17 protein-coding genes are annotated in these 19,095 nt (G+C 63.6%); 5 read left to right on the top strand and 12 right to left on the bottom strand.

Going from position 1 to position 19,095, the window contains the following annotated elements:
• Positions 1 to 5: 5 nt before the first annotated feature.
• Entirely contained in the window at positions 6 to 1,175 is a 1,170-nt protein-coding gene (dprA, locus tag VFW72_RS06600) for a DNA-processing protein DprA (protein WP_329673487.1), read from the bottom strand.
• A gap of 29 nt (positions 1,176 to 1,204) precedes the next feature.
• Positions 1,205 to 2,353 carry a LysM peptidoglycan-binding domain-containing protein gene (locus VFW72_RS06595; RefSeq protein WP_414638782.1) on the bottom strand — a complete coding sequence of 383 codons (1,149 nt, stop codon included), beginning with the start codon at positions 2,351 to 2,353 and terminating at the stop codon, positions 1,205 to 1,207.
• Positions 2,354 to 2,627: 274 nt separating this feature from the next.
• Here VFW72_RS06595 and def point away from each other — a divergent pair, with 274 nt between their 5' ends.
• From def to VFW72_RS06575, 4 genes are all read left to right on the top strand, one after another.
• Positions 2,628 to 3,134, top strand: a complete 507-nt coding sequence (def, locus tag VFW72_RS06590) for a peptide deformylase (protein ID WP_329673485.1) — start codon at positions 2,628 to 2,630, stop codon at positions 3,132 to 3,134.
• Between the two features lie 16 nt (positions 3,135 to 3,150).
• Complete coding sequence (gene fmt, locus VFW72_RS06585; RefSeq protein ID WP_329673530.1) at positions 3,151 to 4,101, top strand: methionyl-tRNA formyltransferase; 951 nt, start codon at positions 3,151 to 3,153, stop codon at positions 4,099 to 4,101.
• 110 nt (positions 4,102 to 4,211) lie between these two features.
• Positions 4,212 to 5,060 carry a zinc metalloprotease HtpX gene (htpX, locus tag VFW72_RS06580; RefSeq protein WP_329673484.1) on the top strand — a complete coding sequence of 283 codons (849 nt, stop codon included), beginning with the start codon at positions 4,212 to 4,214 and terminating at the stop codon, positions 5,058 to 5,060.
• Positions 5,061 to 5,189: 129 nt separating this feature from the next.
• A complete protein-coding gene (locus tag VFW72_RS06575) occupies positions 5,190 to 7,682 on the top strand; it encodes a sensor domain-containing protein (protein ID WP_329673483.1) in 2,493 nt (830 codons plus the stop codon).
• Between the two features lie 36 nt (positions 7,683 to 7,718).
• Here VFW72_RS06575 and VFW72_RS06570 read toward each other — a convergent pair whose 3' ends face one another.
• From VFW72_RS06570 to VFW72_RS06525, 10 genes are all read right to left on the bottom strand, one after another.
• The gene (locus tag VFW72_RS06570; protein WP_329673482.1) at positions 7,719 to 10,106 is read right to left on the bottom strand and encodes a DUF1631 family protein; all 2,388 of its coding nucleotides are present in this window, start codon (positions 10,104 to 10,106) and stop codon (positions 7,719 to 7,721) included.
• 70 nt (positions 10,107 to 10,176) lie between these two features.
• Positions 10,177 to 11,196, bottom strand: a complete 1,020-nt coding sequence (gene secF, locus VFW72_RS06565; RefSeq protein WP_329673481.1) for a protein translocase subunit SecF — start codon at positions 11,194 to 11,196, stop codon at positions 10,177 to 10,179.
• Between the two features lie 15 nt (positions 11,197 to 11,211).
• The gene (gene secD, locus VFW72_RS06560) at positions 11,212 to 13,071 is read right to left on the bottom strand and encodes a protein translocase subunit SecD (protein WP_329673480.1); all 1,860 of its coding nucleotides are present in this window, start codon (positions 13,069 to 13,071) and stop codon (positions 11,212 to 11,214) included.
• Between the two features lie 49 nt (positions 13,072 to 13,120).
• The gene (yajC, locus tag VFW72_RS06555) at positions 13,121 to 13,444 is read right to left on the bottom strand and encodes a preprotein translocase subunit YajC (protein WP_329673479.1); all 324 of its coding nucleotides are present in this window, start codon (positions 13,442 to 13,444) and stop codon (positions 13,121 to 13,123) included.
• 110 nt (positions 13,445 to 13,554) lie between these two features.
• Positions 13,555 to 13,845, bottom strand: a complete 291-nt coding sequence (locus tag VFW72_RS06550; protein WP_329673478.1) for an HP0495 family protein — start codon at positions 13,843 to 13,845, stop codon at positions 13,555 to 13,557.
• Positions 13,846 to 13,859: 14 nt separating this feature from the next.
• On the bottom strand, positions 13,860 to 15,074 hold the full coding sequence (locus VFW72_RS06545) for a D-alanyl-D-alanine carboxypeptidase family protein (RefSeq protein WP_329673477.1): 1,215 nt from the start codon (positions 15,072 to 15,074) through the stop codon (positions 13,860 to 13,862).
• A 30-nt stretch (positions 15,075 to 15,104) separates the two neighbouring features.
• On the bottom strand, positions 15,105 to 15,764 hold the full coding sequence (locus tag VFW72_RS06540) for an alpha/beta hydrolase (RefSeq protein ID WP_329673476.1): 660 nt from the start codon (positions 15,762 to 15,764) through the stop codon (positions 15,105 to 15,107).
• 15 nt (positions 15,765 to 15,779) lie between these two features.
• Positions 15,780 to 16,115, bottom strand: a complete 336-nt coding sequence (locus VFW72_RS06535; RefSeq protein WP_414638780.1) for a (2Fe-2S) ferredoxin domain-containing protein — start codon at positions 16,113 to 16,115, stop codon at positions 15,780 to 15,782.
• Positions 16,116 to 16,151: 36 nt separating this feature from the next.
• Positions 16,152 to 17,285 carry a VanZ family protein gene (locus tag VFW72_RS06530; RefSeq protein WP_329673474.1) on the bottom strand — a complete coding sequence of 378 codons (1,134 nt, stop codon included), beginning with the start codon at positions 17,283 to 17,285 and terminating at the stop codon, positions 16,152 to 16,154.
• 18 nt (positions 17,286 to 17,303) lie between these two features.
• On the bottom strand, positions 17,304 to 17,738 hold the full coding sequence (locus VFW72_RS06525) for a CopD family protein (RefSeq protein ID WP_329673473.1): 435 nt from the start codon (positions 17,736 to 17,738) through the stop codon (positions 17,304 to 17,306).
• A 342-nt stretch (positions 17,739 to 18,080) separates the two neighbouring features.
• On the opposite strand from VFW72_RS06525, the gene hemB reads away from it, so the two are divergent.
• Complete coding sequence (gene hemB, locus VFW72_RS06520) at positions 18,081 to 19,082, top strand: porphobilinogen synthase (RefSeq protein ID WP_329673472.1); 1,002 nt, start codon at positions 18,081 to 18,083, stop codon at positions 19,080 to 19,082.
• Positions 19,083 to 19,095: the final 13 nt, after the last annotated feature.

The raw sequence follows: 19,095 nt of genomic DNA, 5'->3' as shown, positions 1-19,095 counted from the left end.
GCTTCTCACGCTGCAGCGGTACGCTGGAACAATTGTCCCGGCAAACGCGCAACCTGCCCCGACAACTCCAGCTCAAACAACTTGGCGCCCAGCTCGGCGGGCCCCATGCCGGTTCGGGCTGACAGGGCCTCCTGGCTGACCGGATCGAAGCCCATGACGGCCAGAACGGGGTCGGCTTCAATGCGGTCATCTGTCGCGTTCATCGAATCATCGACGGACGCCTCCCATGCGCCGGCTGACCCGGGCACCACTGGCGACTGAAGCTGCAGTTCTTCCAGCACGTCTTGCGCCGTCTCAACCAGCTTGGCCCCTTGCTTGATCAAGGCATGGCAGCCGCGGGCCTGCGGCGAATGAATGGAGCCCGGAATGGCCATCACCTCGCGCCCCATTTCTCCCGCCAGCCGCGCCGTGATCAAAGACCCCGACTGCAGGGCCGCTTCCACGACAAGCGTGCCACGCGACAACCCCGCCACAATGCGGTTACGCAAGGGGAAATGCCCCGGACGCGGCTTGGTGCCCAGCAGGAACTCGCTGAGCATGAGCCCCTCGCGGGCAATGCGGTGCGCCAGGTCTCTGTGCTCACTTGGGTAGACTCGATCCAGCCCCGTGCCGACCACGGCAATGGTGCTGCCGGCTCCAGTGGCATCGGGCGCAGCCAAGGCCGCGAGCGCCCCCTCGTGCGCCGAGCCATCCACCCCCAGCGCCAGGCCTGACACCACGGTCACCCCCGCTGCGCTGAGGGCCTTCGCAAAGGCCTGAGCGTTGTCGCGCCCCTGTGCCGTGGGGCTGCGGCTGCCCACCATGGCCACACCAGGTCGCGTCAGCAAATCCAGTCGGCCCTGCGCAAACAAAAGCACAGGCGGATCGGCTGTTTGCAACAGCATGGGCGGGTAGCGGCTGTCAGCCAGGGTCAGCAAGGCGCGCTGGGTACCCACAGGCATAATTCCCTCGCACAACCAGGCCCAGGTCAGTTCCAGCTGATCCGGCAAGTTTTCGGGGGGAGTGGCCAGCGCCTGCGCATCCCGCACAGACACCACGGCTTTCAAGGCTTCAGGCGACGCTGTGAAAATGGCCTGCGGCGAACCCAAGGCCGCGAGCAGACGACGCGCCGTGCCCCGGCCCACGCCCGGGGTCAAACTCAGGCGCAGCCAGGCACTCAGTTCTTCTCGATCCATCGGGCGATAGCCTACACCCGATCAAGCCCTCAAGGCTGGGTGAACCGATCCCCCGGTTTGACGGGTTCCTGCACGTTCAGAATCAGGGCATACGACATGTGATCGAACACCCGGAACACGAACAGCAGACCATGGCGCTCGTCGGGCAGCTTGATGACCTGACCCGTGGTTTGATCCTTGGTCTTCACGCCATCGCGCCACAAGGCCAGCACATGCCCGCGCTCCAGGCCTTCAGCCGAGCCACGGTTGAGGGTCACGATCTGATTTTGGCCCGCCGACAGGGACTCGCCATAAATCGACACGATCTGGCCACCGATGTCCTGCTTGGGCGCATGAGGCACCAGATTGTCGAACTCGCGCGGGGGCACCGGGGCCAGGCGGTCACCGGTGGTGGCTTCCTGACGAATCGAGGTCACCATGAAGGTCGAAGGAATGACCACCGGCTGGCCATCGGCGCCCGTGCCTTCCAACCCTTCGCGTTGCAACTCCAGGGTGCCCACATAGGCCGCTTCATAGCCCAGCACCTCGTGGGTGGTGGGGTCGCGCAGCGGCTTGGGTTCGCGGAACAGGCGCCAGTCACGGCGGCCACCGATGTCGCCGCGCACATAGGCGGTCTCACCCCGAGACAGCATCACGCGGCCTTCCTGGGTGGCCACCACGCGGGGCGCACGCAGCAGCTCTTCGCTGCTGTCAAAGATCACGGCTTCGTTGAAGAACGACTCCAGCAAGTGCACGGGCACGGTGGTGATGGCGTCATCCAGCGACCCTTCACGCACGCGCGGGGCCAGCTTGACGGTGCCATTGGGCCCCACGGTGGTGCCCACTTGCTGGGCCACGCGCAAACGCGCCTTGCCGCCCGATTTGTCCAGATACAGGATCTGGCCAGGGAAGATCAGGTGCGGATTCTTGATCTGCTGGAGGTTCATGCCCCACAGCTCTGGCCAACGCCAGGGCGACTTCAGGAACAGCTTGGAGATGTCCCACAGGGTGTCGCGGCGCTTGACGGTATAAGAGTCAGGCGCATTGGGCGCCAGCTCGCTGAGCGGCACGCCTGTGTCGGCCACCTGCTGTGCCGTCGCCTTTTGTTGCGCGGAAACGGGATAATTGGCCTGAGCGTGGCTCAGTTGCGTCACCGAGAGCCCCCACACGGCCAAAGCCGAAGCCACCAGGCCTCGCATGATGGTTGTGCCAGGACGGACTTGACGACCATGTGTCTGCCCTTGGGACAGCAAGCGCTGAGTCATGAATACAGCCTCCGATTACCCGCCGAAAAGATTTCCCCCAACAGGGATTCCACAGTTTCGGCAAAATCTCTACATTGATCGTTTGATTCTGCCCGCAAACTTCAACCCGTCGCAATGAAAATTGCCCGGTGTTACGGGGCGAGTCTTTTCTTTTAACGGCCCGCTCGTGGTGCCGTGTCCACAATTTCACGCTGAGTTTTATTCCACCATGGCCCTGCTGCCCATTCTTCAGTTTCCCGATCCACGCCTGCACACGGTGGCCAAACCCGTCGCGCAGGTCGATGACCGAATCAAGAAACTGGTCGACGACATGCTGGAAACCATGTACGACGCCAAAGGCGTGGGCCTGGCGGCCACCCAGATCGACGTGCACGAGCGCGTGGTCGTGATCGACACCAGCGAAGAACGCAACGAGCCTCGCGTGCTGATCAACCCCGAAATCACCTGGGTGAGCGACGAGATGATCGTGTGGGAAGAAGGCTGCCTGTCGGTGCCCACCATTTACGACAAGGTTCACCGCCACGCCCGTATCAAGGTGCGCGCCCTCAACCGCGAAGGCCAGACGTACGAGTTTGCCGCCGACGACCTGCTGTCGGTGTGCGTGCAACATGAACTCGATCACCTGCAAGGCAAAGTGTTTGTGGAATACCTCTCGCCGCTGAAGCGCAACCGCATCAAAACCAAACTGGCCAAACGCGCACGCGACGAGCAATAAGCCCATGAGCGCCCCGCTGAAAGTTGCCTTCGCTGGCACCCCCGAATTTGCCCGCGAAGCGCTGCATGCCATTTTGCAGGCCGGTTTTTCGGTGCCCCTGGTGCTCACCCAGCCCGACCGTCCAGCCGGACGCGGCATGAAACTGCAGGCCTCGCCCGTCAAACAATTGGCACTGGAGCATGGCATTGCCGTGTCCCAACCCACCAGCCTGAAGCTGGACGGCAAGTACCCCGATGAAGCCCGTGCGGCCCAAGCCGCGCTGCAAGCGGCTCAACCCGACGTGATGGTGGTGGCCGCTTACGGGCTGATCCTGCCCCAGTGGGTGCTTGACCTGCCCCGCCTGGGTTGCCTGAACATCCATGGTTCGCTGCTGCCGCGCTGGCGTGGTGCGGCTCCGATTCACCGCGCCATTGAAGCGGGCGACGCCGAAACCGGCATCACCATCATGCAAATGGACGCCGGGCTCGACACCGGCGACATGCTTCTGATCGAAAAAGATGCCATTCGGCCCGAAGACACCACGGCGGTGTTGCACGACCGACTGGCCCACCTGGGCGGGCGCATGATCGTGGAAGCCCTGGAGCTGGCGGCTTGCGGGGGCTTGAAAGCCACCCCACAACCCGCCGAAGGCATCACCTACGCCCACAAGATCGACAAGGCCGAAGCCGCCATCGATTGGCACCTGCCTGCGGCCACCCTCGCGCGCCGTGTCCGCGCATTTGACCCCTTCCCCGGCTGCACCTTCACGCTGGGCGAGCAGACCATCAAGCTGTGGTCTGCCAGTGTGGTGCCCGGCTCCGGCGTCCCGGGGGAAGTGCTGCACGCTCAGGGCGACACCTTGGTGGTGGCCTGTGGCGAACAGGCCCTGGCCCTGCATACCCTTCAGCGCCCAGGCGGCAAGCGCATCCCCGCACGCGATTTTCTGCACGCCGCAGGCGAATTGCCGCGCCATCTGGGCCCCGCCTGAGCGCGGGCTGACTTGAACTTTCGGGGCTCTGCCCGCATCTAAGAGTTGGGCTACCCACGGTGGCCGGTTGTTTGACGCTCAGTCTTTTTCGGGGTCAGGAGGCCCCCACCATGTTCAACATGTTGAAAACTGCCGTCCTGATGGCGGCCATCACCGCCCTGTTCATGGCCATTGGTGGCGTGATCGGGGGGCGCAGCGGCATGATGCTGGCCCTGGTCGTGGCCCTGGGCATGAACTTCTTCAGCTACTGGTTTTCAGACCAGATGGTCCTCAAGATGTACAACGCACGCGAGGTCGACGCCCAGACCGCGCCGCGCTTTTACGCCATGGTGCAGGAACTCGCTCAGCGCGCCAACCTGCCCATGCCCCGCGTGTACCTGATTGACGAGGCCGCCCCCAATGCCTTTGCCACCGGCCGCAACCCCGAACACGCTGCCGTGGCAGCCACCACGGGCATCATCGACGTGTTGAGTGAGCGCGAACTGCGCGGCGTGATGGCGCACGAGTTGGCCCACGTGAAGCACCGCGACATCCTGATCAGCACCATCAGCGCCACCATGGCCGGTGCCATCTCCATGCTGGCGAACTTCGCCATGTTTTTCGGCGGCCGCGACCAGGAAGGCCGCCCAGCCAACCCCTTGGCCGGCATTGCCGTGGCCATTCTGGCCCCCTTGGCCGCCAGCCTGATTCAAATGGCCATCAGCCGCGCCCGCGAATTCGAAGCCGACCGCGGCGGCGCTGAAATCAGCGGCGACCCACGCGCCCTAGCCAGCGCGCTCGACAAAATCCAGCGTTATGCCCGCGGCATTCCGCTGGAGGCGGCCGAGGCTCACCCCGAAACAGCGCAAATGATGATCATGAACCCGCTGTCGGCCGAGGGCATCAAGGGTCTGTTCGCCACGCACCCCTCGACCGAGGAGCGCATTGCGCGCCTCATGGCCATGGCGCGCAACGCCTGATTCCCTCACAGTCGCGCATTAATACCCTCAGGCGCTCTGCGCCTTTGTTCAAGGAAGGACAGCCGACAGCCGATACAGCGGAACACCCCGGAAAGCCAGGGTGCTCTTGTCTGTATCGGTTTTGTTTTCATGCTGTCTGAGATCCTCCAAGCCCGTCGAGAATCACGCTGGTTGAAAGCCAGAGCCTGGCTCGCGCTCGCGGGCGGCGCCCTTCTGAGTGCCTGGGCCAGTTGGCATGCGGCTGGCAGCGGCCCAGAACCCAGCTGGTTGCGCCCCTTCCCCCTGGCTTTGATGCTGGGAGGTCTGACGGCCACCGCAGCCTTGGGGCTGCTGTTGCGCAACGCCGCCTACAAGCACAGCCGCGCCACCCGCATGGCGCTGGATCTGAGCAACAAGGCTCGTCAAAGCGAAGCCCATCTGCGCTCCGTGCTGGATCACACCATTGACGGCATCATGACGGTGTCCACCTCAGGACACCTGCTGAGCGTGAACAGGGCCATGTGCCACATCTTCGGCTACGCCCGCACCGACATGGTCGGCCGCCATCTGGGGCAGCTCATTCCTGCGGCAGGGCGCTACGAAGACATCGGTGACTTTCTGTCCACCCAGTGCGTGGGCCTGGACGGTGTCGGACACCGCACCGAAGGCGTTCGGGTCAATGGACACAGCTTCCCTCTCGACCTATCGGTCAACAGCATGGAAACCGACGGCGAGAAGGTCTACATCGCCGTCTTGCGCGACCTGAGTGCCCAGCAATCCGCCGAACGGGCCGTGCTGGAAGCGCAGCGCCAGCTCAACGAGGTCGATGAAATGCGCCGCGTGATCGTGCACAACGCGCCGTACGCCATCGTCATGCTCAGCCCCCATGGCGTCATCCAGGCCATCAACCCGGCTGGCGAAGCCCTGCTGGGCTACTCGTCGGCAGATCTGGTTGGCCGCAGTACCACCCAACGCTTCTTTGACCCCGAGCAGGTCGCGTCCCGCGCCCAAATGCTGTCCATCCGGCTCAACCAACCCGTCGACAAGCTGCAGGTGCTGCCCTACTTGGCCGAACAGTCTCCCGGCGCCGCCACCGAGTGGACCCTGATTCGGGCCGATGGACAGTCGATCGTGGCGGAAATCCTCGTCAATGTGCTGACCGACGAGGCCGGACGCCTGACCGGCTACCTGGCCATGGCCCACGACGTGACCCAACGCCGTCATGCCGAAGATCAGCTCCAACACGTGGCCATGCACGATGCGCTGACCGCGCTGCCCAACCGCAATATGTTGCAGGACCTCCTCAAGACCAGCTTGCAGCAGGCTGAGCGCGAGAGCCTGCACATGGCCATGATGTTCCTGGATCTGGACCGCTTCAAGAAATTCAACGACACGCTGGGCCACCATGTGGGCGACAGCATCCTGATTGAAGTGGCCCGCCGCTTGCGCAGTGCCATGCGCACGTCAGACATCGTGGCGCGGCTGGGCGGCGACGAATTCGTGGTCCTGCTGCCGCGCATCTCTGAAATCGGCGATGGCGAGCGCGTGGCGCACAAGGTACTGGACCTGTTCGCCGAGCCCATGAAGGTCGGCTCACACGAACTGCGCATCACCCCCAGCATTGGGCTGGCGCTCTATCCGGATCACGGTCGCGATGCCATCACCCTCATGCGTCATGCCGATCTGGCGATGTACCAGGCCAAGAACGCCGGGCGCAACCGGGTGGCCGTGTTCAGCCCCCAGGCCCAGAGCCCCTCGCCTGAGTCGCTCGAGCTGGAAAACGATCTCTACAAAGCACTGGAACGGGACGAACTGCGCCTGCACTTCCAGCCTCAGTTCGACTGCGGCAATGGCGGCATCACCGGGGTGGAAGCGCTGCTGCGCTGGGAGCATCGCGGCAAACTGGTGCCCCCCGCCGAGTTCATTCCGCTGGCCGAAGAGTCTGGCCTGATCGTCAGCATGGGCGAATGGGTGCTGCGCCGAGCCTGTCAGAAAGCGCAAGAATGGCGACAACAGACGGGCTGGCCATTGCGCGTGGCGGTGAACCTGTCGGCAGTCCAGCTTGAACACCCCGATGTGATGACCGTGGTGGCCGCCGCCCTGCGCGACACAGGCCTGCCCCCTGCCGCCCTGGAACTCGAAATCACCGAAAGCGTGGTGGTGCGCGAATCGTTACGGGCGGCCGACTTGCTCAACCAGTTGCGGCAACTCGGCATCAGCATCGCAATTGATGACTTTGGTGTGGGCTACTCCAGCTTCGCCTACCTGCGCGAATTGCCGGTCGATCGGTTCAAACTCGACCGCAGTTTCCTCACGGCCGTGCCGCACTCCGAGGCCGACAGCCGCGTGGTCAGCGCCTTGATCGCGATGGGACATCGCCTGGAAGTCGGCATTGTGGCCGAAGGGGTGGAAACGGCCGAACAGGCCACTTTCCTCAAAGACCACGGTTGCGACGAATGCCAAGGCTTCTACCTGGGGCGTCCCATGCCAGAAGACCGCTTTGCCGCGCTGCTCAGCGAGCACAGCCGCAGCCACGAGTCTGTCCGGGCAGAACTGACGCGCCGCGCTCAAGCACACGAAATCGAACGTCGCCGTGCGATCCCGGCAGCCACCTCCATGCAGCCCGAGACCAGTCAGACGTGAGGATGACCCAGGGCCGCCATGTGGCCCGGGCAAGGCTCAGCTCAGCAAACGCTCCGGATCGGCGTCCAGCTTGGCCAGCGCATCGCGCGTGGCACGCGTGGTGAGCGTTTCCTCTTCAACCGGCACCAACAGTCCGGCCTGGAGGAAGGAGGCCAACCGGTGCAACTGGAACAAGATGCCGCGGCCAGCAGGCGTCACGAACAAGGCCAGCTGCTTCTGCAAGCCGTGCCAGACCAGCTGAACCGGCTCTTGCTTGCCACGATAGTCAAGCTGGAACCAAGAACCGATGTGCAACTCACGAGCCCACCCCAGCATGGCGGGCGTCGGCATGGTGCCGCCCTCCGCCACGATTTCCAGGTCATCGCTTTCATGCCCCGACAGATCGCGCAGGGTTTGCTCGTCGAGTTCGATGTCAGCGATATTGGGCAGGATCTCATCGAGCGCATCGAGGCGCTCGGTGACTGCCTGCAAGTGCGCCGACGAAATGGCCGCCGAGCGGGCCGAGAAGGCCGCCGCCAGCGCCGAGTTCAATGAATGGATGTGCTCGTCTTGCTTGTCTTGCGACAAGCCTGCTCGGGCCATACCCTCTCGCACGGTCTTGAGCAGCGGGGGCAGTCGGCGCAACACATCCGCTCGCTCTTCGCGCGAGGTCTTGGCGCTGGCCGACCAGATCAGATCGGCAGCCGCACGCTTGAGCGCACGCGTTTCCGGGCTAGAGGGGCTGGTCTGCACCGCACTGTGCGCCAGCACATCGGCCCAGACTCGGAACAGGAACTCGCGCACACCTTCATGCACAGGCACCGTTTCCAGCATCTTGCGCATCTCGATGGTGTACTGAATGGCCCAGGTCTCGCGTTGCTCAACCTGTTGGGCCAGGGAAACCCCCTTGCGGCTGGCTTCGTTTTCATCACGGAAGTAGCGCTCGAGGAACTTCTCGAATTCGGTCAGCACCGTCTGGAACACACGCCGGCCTGTGTCAGGGTAGGCCTCGACCACCTGCACAATGCGCCGGATTTCCTGATGCAAGGCGCCTTCGTTGCCTTGCTCTCCCGACGCGAACCCCATCACGCACGAGCCCATGCGGTCAATCAAGGCGCGAGCCGGATGGTTCAAGGTGGCAAAAAAATCGGGCTCACTGACCGCCACCCGCAAGACCGGCATCTGCAAGCGCGCAAACCAGACCCGGATGGAGGCAGGCAGGCGCTCTTCGGTCAGGATGTGCTGGAACAGCAGGGCCACCACTTCGATGGTCGCCCGCTCCACGGGTGTGGCCGCTGCCTTCTTCAGCAACTGTCGGCTTTGCTGAAGGTCGTGCACCAGGGCGGCAGGCGAACTGGCTACCCCCACCGCATCGGAGCGAGTGTGCTGCTGCAAGACGTGCTGCGCAGCCGAAATCGCCTGCCCCAAGCCTGGACTGACGCCCACAACCGGCGCGCCGGCCGAGACCGCCTGAGTCGGGTCAAAGTCTGGCACCTGTCGGGCCACGACCTGATTGAGTTTGCCCAGGGTCATCTGCGCCTGGGCCACCGCGCGAGGCGAGAATCCCTGCGCCTGGGTCATCAGGCGCGTTTCGTCGTAGGGCTGCCCCAACGGCTGCAGGCCACTGTTGCCTGAAGGTCGGGTGATCAGACCCGGCCCCGATGCCATGGCACCGCCAGCGTCTGCCCCACCCAAAGTGCCGGGCATGCCCGCTCCGAGCACCCCCGGGGAAGGTCGTGCCGCCTGAACAATCGGCCCCGTGCTTCGGGCTCGGCGGATGAACGGCCGCAGATCCACCTCAGGGCACACGCCGTTGTCCAGCAGCAAGCGATTCGCCTCGTGATAGGCCTCCTGGGCCCACTGCGCGGCTTCGGTATGCAGAACGTTTTGCAGCGTCGACCAGTGCGAGGCAGTCAGCCCCGCCGCAACCCAGCTGTCCATGGCCCAGCGCGCAATGGTCTGCGGGCGCAGTACATCACCCGCAGCCTCGGTCGACTCCCCCGCTGCCGCAGCACCACTGACGGACTGCAGACGCGAGCTGAGATCGGTGTATTCCGACCCAGCCAGGTCGGAGATCGCTTGCGCCAGGTTCGACACCATCAAGCCACGCTCGATGGCACTGTCGTCTACCAGCGACAACTGCCCGACCGGGCCCCAGGTCGAAGACCCTTCAATGCGGGAGTCGAGCGGCCGGCCCGAGCGCAAAATCTGCAAAGCATCGTTGATGCGTTGCTCCAACCCCAATTGCCAGGCCGACAAGGCCGGCGTCAGATCCAGCACCAGATCGCGGCGGCGGGCATTGAGCGAAGGCTCACCCGCCTGCGACGCCAGTCGACGCGCCCCCTCCGAGCAGGCGTGGACGAAGCCCGCCCCCCCTCGCATCAGGGCATCCAGGTAGCAGGAGCGGGCCAAGGAGGCCAGCGCGCGGTTCGGACCAGGCGTCATGAAAGTGGCGGCATGGGCGGCTTGAAAAAAACGTGACCGCCCGGGGTTGTAATCAACTCGTCACACCACTCTACACCACGGCGCCAGCGTGGGGATCGTTGGGATCGACGTCTTTTTTGGCGCTTTTCGCCAAGTCTTCTCGGGTCACCCCCAGCCACATCGCAATCGCAGCGGCCACGAAGACGGACGAATAGATGCCGAACAGAATGCCAATGGTCAAAGCCAGAGCGAAGTAGTGCAAGGTCGGACCACCAAAAATCAGCATGGCCAGCACCATCATTTCGGTGCTGCCGTGGGTGATGATGGTCCGGCTCATGGTGCTGGTGATCGCGTGGTCGATGACCTCGCTGGTGCTGAGCTTGCGGTACTTGCGGAAGGCTTCGCGAATCCGGTCAAAGATCACCACCGATTCGTTGACCGAATATCCCAACACCGCCAGCACAGCGGCCAGCACCGAGAGCGAAAACTCCCACTGGAAGAAGGCGAAAAAGCCCAGGATGATGATGACGTCGTGCAGGTTGGCGATGATGGCTGCCACCGAGAACTTCCACTCGAAGCGGAAGGCCAAGTAGATCATGATGCCCAGCACGGTCACGCCCAGCGCCAGAGCGCCATCACGGGCCAGCTCGTCGCCCACCTGCGGGCCCACGAACTCGCTGCGCTGCAGAGTCACAGGGCTGGTGTTGCTGGCCGTCACACACACCTGCGCTGGCCCCTTGTCCGACTCTTTGGTCTGAATCTGGCCTTGCTCGGCCTGACACAGGGCGCCAAACACCTTGGACACCAGCTCGGTCTGCTTCATGTTGCCACGCAGGGGCAAGCGAATCAGCACATCGCGCGAGGTACCGAAGTTCTGCACCTGGACTTCACCCAGTCCCAGCGATTCGACCGCTGTGCGTGTCTTGCCCAAGTCGGCACTTTGGGCGTATTGCACTTCAATGAGCGAACCGCCGGTGAACTCGATGGACAGATGCAGGCCCCGGGTGACCAGAAAGAACACTGCGGCCGCAAAGGTCAGGAAGGAGATCGCGTTGAACACCAACGCGTGGCGCATGAAGGGGATGTCGCGCTTGATGCGGAAAAATTCCATGATGGTGTCTCCCTCTTATTCCTGGGGCTTCCAGACCTGTCCGATGGACACGCTCTTGAGTTTCTTCTGACGGCCATACCAGAGGTTGACCAGGCCACGCGAGAAGAACACGGCCGAGAACATCGACGTCAGGATGCCCAGGCAGTGCACCACCGCAAAGCCGCGCACCGGGCCGGAACCGAAGGCCAGCAGCGACACGCCCGCAATCAAGGTGGTCACGTTCGAGTCCAGGATGGTGGCCCAGGCGTGCTCATAGCCCGCCGCGATGGCCGACTGCGGCGCCGAGCCGTTGCGCAGCTCTTCCCGCACCCGCTCGTTGATCAGCACGTTCGAGTCAATGGCCATACCCAGGGTCAAGGCGATCGCCGCAATGCCAGGCAGGGTCAGGGTGGCTTGCAACATCGACAGCACGGCCACCAGCAACAGCAGGTTGACCGACAGCGCCAGCGTGGAGAACAAGCCAAACAGCAGGTAGTACGCGATCATGAAGACCGCGATGGCCGCAAAGCCGTACATGAGGCTGTTGAACCCCTGTGCAATGTTTTCGGCACCCAGGCTGGGGCCGACGGTGCGTTCTTCGATGATTTCCATCGGTGCCGCCAGCGAGCCAGCGCGCAGCAGCAGGGCGGTGTCAGCCGCCTCTTCGGTACTCATGCGACCGGAAATTTGCACACGGCCGCCGCCGATTTCACCGCGAATGACCGGCGCCGTGACGACTTCACCCTTGCCCTTTTCGAACAGCAGGATGGCCATGCGCTTGCCCACGTTTTCGCGGGTGATGTCGCGGAAGATGCGCGCACCACGCGCATCGAGCGTCAGGTGCACGGCGGCTTCGTGGTTTTCGTCAAAGCCAGGCTGCGCATCGGTCAGGTTGTCGCCGGTCAGCACCACCTGGCGCTTGACGATGATGGGCATGCCACCGCGCTCCTGATAGCGCTCGGCGCCGAAGGGCACGGCACCACCGTTGATGGCGGCCATGGCCTCAGCGCTGTCGTCCACCATGCGCACTTCCAGGGTGGCCGTGCGGCCAATGATGTCCTTGGCCTTGGCGGTGTCTTGCACACCAGGCAATTGCACCACCACGCGGTCCAGACCTTGTTGCTGGATCACGGGCTCGGCCACGCCCAACTCGTTGATTCGGTTGTGCAGGGTGGTGATGTTTTGCTTGAGCGCTTGTTCTTGAATGGTGCGGGTCGACTGCGGCTTGAGGCTGCCCACCAGGGTCACGTCTTGCGACCCCGCGTCGGTGCCGTCGGCCCATTGCAGGTCGGCCACCGAGTCTTGCAGCACCACGCGCGCGGCCTGGCGAATCGAAGCCTCGCGGAAGCGCACGATGACGCTGTCGCCTTCGCGACGGATGCCGCTGTGACGGATGTCCTTGTCGCGCAACAGGGTGCGGATGTCACCTGTCAGACTCTCGATTTTCTGAGTCAGCGCCGCCTTCATGTCGACCTGCATCAGGAAGTGCACGCCACCGCGCAAGTCCAGACCCAGGTACATCGGTTGCGCATGCAAGGCGCGCAGCCACTGGGGCGAGCGCGACAGCAGGTTCAGAGCCACGATGTAGTGCGGGTCGGCTGGGTCTGGGTTGAAGGCCTTGGTGATCGCATCACGGGCCTTGATCTGGGTGTCGGTGTCTTTGAACCGCGCCTTGATGGAGTTGCCTTCGAATTCAACAAAGTCAGCCGTGATCCCGGCCTGCTTCAACGCAGCCTGAACCTGGCTGACCGCCTCGGCCCCCAGCTTGACCGTGGCCTTGCCACTGGAGAGCTGAACGGCCGGCGCTTCGCCGAAAAAGTTGGGCAAGGTGTAGATCAGGCCGATGAGCAAAGCCACGGCAAGGATCAGGTATTTCCACCAAGGGTAGCGGTTCATGATGATCGAGGTCCTTCAGAACTCGTGATGCGAGCGCGCCAGCGGCGGCTTACTTGCTATAGCTGCCCTTGGGCAGGACCTGAATGACCGCGACGCGCTGCACTTGCAGCTCGACGTTGTTGGCCACTTCGATGTTCACAAAGGTGTCGCCCAGCTTGGTGATCTTGCCGACCACGCCGCCTTGGGTCACCACTTCGTCGCCCTTGGCCAGCGCCTCGAGCATGGCCTTGGTTTCCTTCTGGCGCTTCATCTGCGGACGAATCATCAGGAAGTACAGGGCCACGAACATCAGGATCAGTGGCAGGAATTGGGCAATGCCGCCACCAGCGGCAGGCGCGGCACCAGCTTGGGCGTAAGCGTCAGAAATAAACACAGGATCTTCCTTCAAACAAAGGGCCGATGTCCCTCACGGGCAGCACCGGCCAGAACGACGATGATTGTATGCGTGGGGCGTGACAGCTTCGGGCAGGGCTTACGCCGCCCTCACAGCACATACTTGACCAGGGGATGCCCGGTCAGGTTCCGATAGATGTTGTCGAGTTGTTCGCGGCTGGTGGCCGTGACCGTGACGGTCAGCCCCAGGTAATTGCCGCTGCTGCTGGGCCGACGCACCAGGGTGGCGGCGTCGAACGTCGGGTCATGCTCGACGACGATGGCCACCACGGCCTCGACAAATGTCTCGACATGGGTGCCCATGACCTTGATGGGAAAAGCGCAAGGGTACTGGATCAGCGACTCTTCCGGCGGAATGCGAGGGTTGACTGGTTGGTTCATGGCAAAGCGTTCCATCATTTCAGGCCCAGACGCAGTGCGTCCCAGGCGCGGCCCAACCAGCCGGCGCTGGGCACGGCATCGAGGGCGGTCAGGGGCACATCCTGCCAGGGCTGGCCCGACAAGGTGATTTTGAGTGTGGCCACCTTCTGCCCCTGGGCAATCGGGGCCAGCAAAGGGTCCTGGCGCGTCACGGTGGTCTTGAGCGAGGGGCCTTGCCCTCTCGGCACCACGATCAACAAGGGCTCAGGCCGCCCCAGGCGGACATCGGCTGACTGGCCTTTCCAGACGGGGGCCGTGGTCACGGTCTGGCGCGCGTCGAACAATTTGACCACGTCAAACGCGCCGTGTCCCCAATTCAGCAACTTCTGACTTTCGTTGGCCCGCGACTCGGGCGAGGTCGCGCCGATCAACACGCTGATGAGGCGCCTGGGCGCGCCGGCCACCTCCCGCCGTGACGTGGCCACCAGACCATAGGCTGATGAGTCGGTAAAGCTGGTTTGCAGGCCATCCACCGTCGGATCGCGCCACAGCAGCAAATTGCGGTTGGGCTGTTTGACCCCGTTGTAACCGAAGTCCTTGAGGCTGTAATAGCTCAGCGACTGCGGGAAATCGGTCACCAGGTGAGCGGCAATGATAGACAGCTCGCGAGCAGTGCTGACGTGGCCGGGCGCAGCCAAGCCCTCGGGGTTGCGAAACACGGTGTTCTTGAGACCGAAGGCCTGCGCCTGTCGGTTCATGCGCTCAACGAAGGCCTCGACGCTGCCCGCCACACCTTCGGCCAAAGCCACGGTAGCGTCGTTGCCGCTTTGCACGATCATGCCCTTGAGCAGGTCGTCCACGGGAACGCGGCTGTCGCGCACCAGAAAACTGCGAGTCGCGCTGCTGGCCCCTGTTTTCCACGCCCGCTCAGACACGGGCAATGCTTGCTTGAGTTCGAGCTTGCCGTCGCGCAACGCCTGGAATACCAGGTAGGCCGTCATCAGCTTGGTCAGCGAGGCGGGCTCGACCCGCTGATCGGCATTGCGGGCGGCCAGGGTCTGGTGCGTCGCGAGGTCTTGCAGCACGAAGGCGCGCGCGGCAATTTCGGGCGGCGCCGGCATGCTGGCGCTGGGCTCGGTGAAGCGCCACTCACCGGCCACACTGGGGCCGCTCGACAGCGCGGCCAGCAAGCCGGCCTGGAGCCCAAGGGCCCAGATCAGGCCGCGACGACGTGCAAAGAAAAGTGACATGCGAAGCAAATGGGGGCGCGCGCCGGGATATCAAGCCCCGGCCCATGCGGCAATGTGGCGCTTGACCACGTCACGCAGGGTGCCCAGTTGTCCGTGGAAAAAATGGCCGGTGCCTGGCACCACCGTCACCGGCAGGCCCTGGGGTCGAGCCCATTCGAGGATGCTGCTCAGCGGCACGACATCATCCTCCTCGCCCTCGACGACCAGGGTATCGGTCGGCACAGCGGGGACGCTGTAACGGCTGGTGGCTGGACTGACCAACACCAGGCGATCGGCCGCCACGGTTTCGCTGCGCCCAGCCTGCGCCTGCTGCAGCCGCACGAAGGTTTGCGCGGCCACGAAGCCACCAAAGGAAAAGCCCGCCAGCGCCAGAGGCCGCCCCACCAGGTCTGGCGCCTGGCGAAAATGCGCCACCACCGCCATCAGGTCGGCCGATTCGCCGCGCCCCTCATCCCAGGTGCCAGCCGACCGGCCGACCCCTCGGAAATTGAAACGAACCGCCCGCCAGCCCGACTGCACAAAGGCGCGCACCAAGGTATGAACCACCTTGTTGTCCATCGTGCCGCCCATGGTCGGCAAAGGGTGGGCGACCACGACCAGGCCGCGCGGCGCATCTGCGGGGTCTTCCACGACCACTTCCAGCGCACCAGCGGGCCCATCGATCAGTTCGGATGCAGGACGCCCCAGCATGTTCGAGTCAGGCGATCAACGGCCCACGTCGGGGGGCAGGACCAGACGCTCGACCACCTCGCCTTTGACGAGATGACGCTCCACGATTTCGTCGATGTCGGCGTTGTCGACAAAGGTGTACCAGACCCCCTCGGGGTAGACCACAGCAACCGGCCCGCCCGCGCAACGGTCGAGGCAACCAGCCTTGTTGACCCGAACCTTGCCCGGACCATTGAGCCCTGCTGCCGCCACCTTGGTCTTGCAGTGATCAAAGCCCGCCTTGGCGCCGCGATCGGCGCAGCAGTCTTCGCCGTTGATGCGCTGGTTCAGGCAGAAAAAGATGTGTCGCTGGTAATAGCTCATGGCAGGCATTGTAGGCACACCCGCGGCGGCGCGCCGGGATCTGAATCAAGCTCCGCCGTCGCGCTGAAACAGGCGCACCAGCAGCCAGGTCAAGGCCACATAGGGCCACAGCAAGCCAAACCAACGCGACAGGCCGTGAAAACGTATGAAGCGGCCATGCTCCCAGGCCTGCAGGGTCTGGGCGTAGTAGGGGTCGACGGGTGCCAGGTGAATCAAACCGATCAAACCCAGCAGCACAACCACACCCAAGGCCGCGCAGGTGGTTCGAGCGCGATCAACCAGCACCACCCCACCCAATGAGCCCAACAACAAGCCCCAGACCACCGGCACGCTGACCCAGGTCAAGGCATGCTGAACACCAAAGTTCACCGCCGTGGACACCGTGGTGGTCGCCACCGCCACCAGCACCGCGCCGGTCAGCAACAGCATGCGCGTGACCCGAGGCCGAGCAAACGCACAGGCCACGCACATGGGCGCCATCAGGCCCAAGGCCACAGTGGCGATTTCACTCCACCCCAGCCACTCCGGGCGCACAGCCGTTTCGTGCAACTGCCCCCACAGGAGCAAAGGGTCATCGGGAAGCAGCCAGCTCTGCCAGGGGGTGTCACGCGTCCACTCGACCAGATGGACCCGTAAGGTCGGCCACAGTTGACCTTGCCCCAGCGGCAAGGGGGGAGGAAACAACAGGCCCAGCGGCCACAGCCAGATCAGGGCCAGGCCATGCCCTGCTTGAGGAATGAACCATTTCTCGCGCCAGCGGTGCCAGACGTCGACCAACCCCAGCGCGTGAATGGTGACCGCGGCCAAGGCCCCCCAGGCGGCGCCCAGGGTGTTGAGGGTCCAGTCGGAAATGGAGGGCACCCGAGCCGGCAGCGCGTACTGGATGAGCTCCAGGCTGTAAGACCAGCCCGAGCCAAATGCCACGCTCATCAAGGCGGCGCGCAACGCCCCCACCCCGCTGCGCAGAAACGCCAGGCACATGACCAGACCCAAAGGCAGGTAGCCGAGCAAATTGCCAATGAGGTCGTTGAGCACCTCATGGGGCAGCTTGGGCAACACCCAGGAAAACGCCTGCGGTTCGGGCCAATGCCAGCCGCTCCAGGGGTGCAGGGTGGCGTAGGTGATCAGCGTCAGCGCGACCCAGGTCAGCGGCCAGGCGGAACTGCGGTGCACAGACATGCGATCACCCGGGGCAGGTCAACCCGAAAATGGTTTGACGACGACCAGGATCACAATGGCCATGAACAGCAACACCGTGACCTCGTTGAACACGCGGAACCACTTGTGAGGGCGTCGATTCTTGAGCGCCTCGAATTCACGCAGGTGCTTGCGACACACATGCTGGTAACCGATCACGCACACAACCAGCAAGAGCTTCAAGTGCAACCACCACTGGCCCGGCCCCTTGCCCACACCGTAGTACAGCCACAGCACCAGACCGAGAACCAGGGCAGGCACCATCAGGATGGTCGTGAAGCGGTAGAGCTTGCGCGCCATCAGGAGCAACCGTTCGCGTTCGGCATGGCTGTCTGCCGGCACCATGGCCAGGTTCACGAACAGCCGAGGCAGATAGAACAGGCCCGCAAACCAGCTGGCGACAAAAATGATGTGAAAGGCTTTGATCCAGAGCATGAAGTCATTATGACGACAGCCGCTGCGCTTGCCTGCGGGCATAAGATGCAACGTGGTTGCTGCGCCGCAAAAAAAGGTTTGTCTGTGGTTCGCCCCGAACCCGTTCGGGCAAAAAAAAGCCCCAGCAAACGCTGGGGCTGTGAAGCCTTAACGCTGTCATCACGGTAAGGCACCTGCTCAGGGAGGAAAAGCAGGGAATGAGGCCTTGCGGCGTATCATTCAAAGCGAATTATAGGACTGTTGCGACAACTTGTGTTGTCCCTTTGTCCGGATTTGCCTCTTTTTTGGCTGTTATTCCCGCACCTTTGCATTCCTTCACACTGGGCTGACCACCTTCGGATCATGTCGTACCTGCAGCACTTCCCCCAGCACCGTCCCCGCCGCCTGCGTAAAGACGAGTTTTCTCGCCGTCTGGTGCGTGAGCACACACTCACCGCGGCAGACTTGATCTACCCGGTGTTCATCCTGGATCAAGACGAGGGCACCCAGGCCGTGGCCTCCATGCCGGGCGTCGAGCGCCTGGGCCGCTCCGCCCTGTACGCCGCTGCCGAGCGCTGCCTGGAGTTGGGGGTGCCCGTGCTGGCACTGTTCCCGGTGATCGATGGCGCCCGGAAAACCGCCGACGGAGTGGAAGCCTGGAACCCCGACGGCCTGGTGCCACGCACGGTGCGGGAACTGAAGCAGCGCTTCCCCGAGCTGGGGGTCATGACCGATGTGGCCCTGGACCCGTACACCACCCACGGTCAGGACGGGTTGATCGACGAAACGGGCTACATCCTCAATGACGAGACCGTTGCGGCACTGACCCGCCAGGCGCTCACGCAGGCCGAAGCCGGTGTCGACATCGTCGCCCCCAGCGACATGATGGATGGCCGCATTGGCGCCATTCGCCAGGCACTGGAATCGCAAGGCCTGATCCACACCCGCATCATGGCCTACAGCGCCAAGTACGCCAGCGCGTTTTACGGCCCGTTCCGCGACGCCGTGGGCTCGGCTGGCAACCTGGGCAAAAGCAACAAGAAGGCCTACCAGATGGACCCGGGCAACTCCGATGAAGCCCTGCGCGAAGTGGCCATGGACATCTTTGAAGGCGCCGACATGGTCATGGTCAAACCCGGCATGCCCTACCTCGACATCGTGCGGAGGGTGAAAGACGAGTTCAAGGTGCCCACCTTCGCCTACCAGGTCAGCGGCGAGTACGCCATGATCAAAGCGGCCGCAGCCAATGGCTGGCTGGACCACGATGCCTGCATGATGGAAGCCCTCCTGGCGTTCAAGCGCGCCGGCGCCGACGGGATCCTGACATACTTCGCACTGGATGCGGCGGCCCAACTGCGCACCTGACGCGCAACTGACA

Source organism: Aquabacterium sp., assembly GCF_036273115.1.
Lineage (GTDB): Bacteria > Pseudomonadota > Gammaproteobacteria > Burkholderiales > Burkholderiaceae_C > Aquabacterium.
This window is presented reverse-complemented; position numbering and strand designations above follow the sequence as displayed.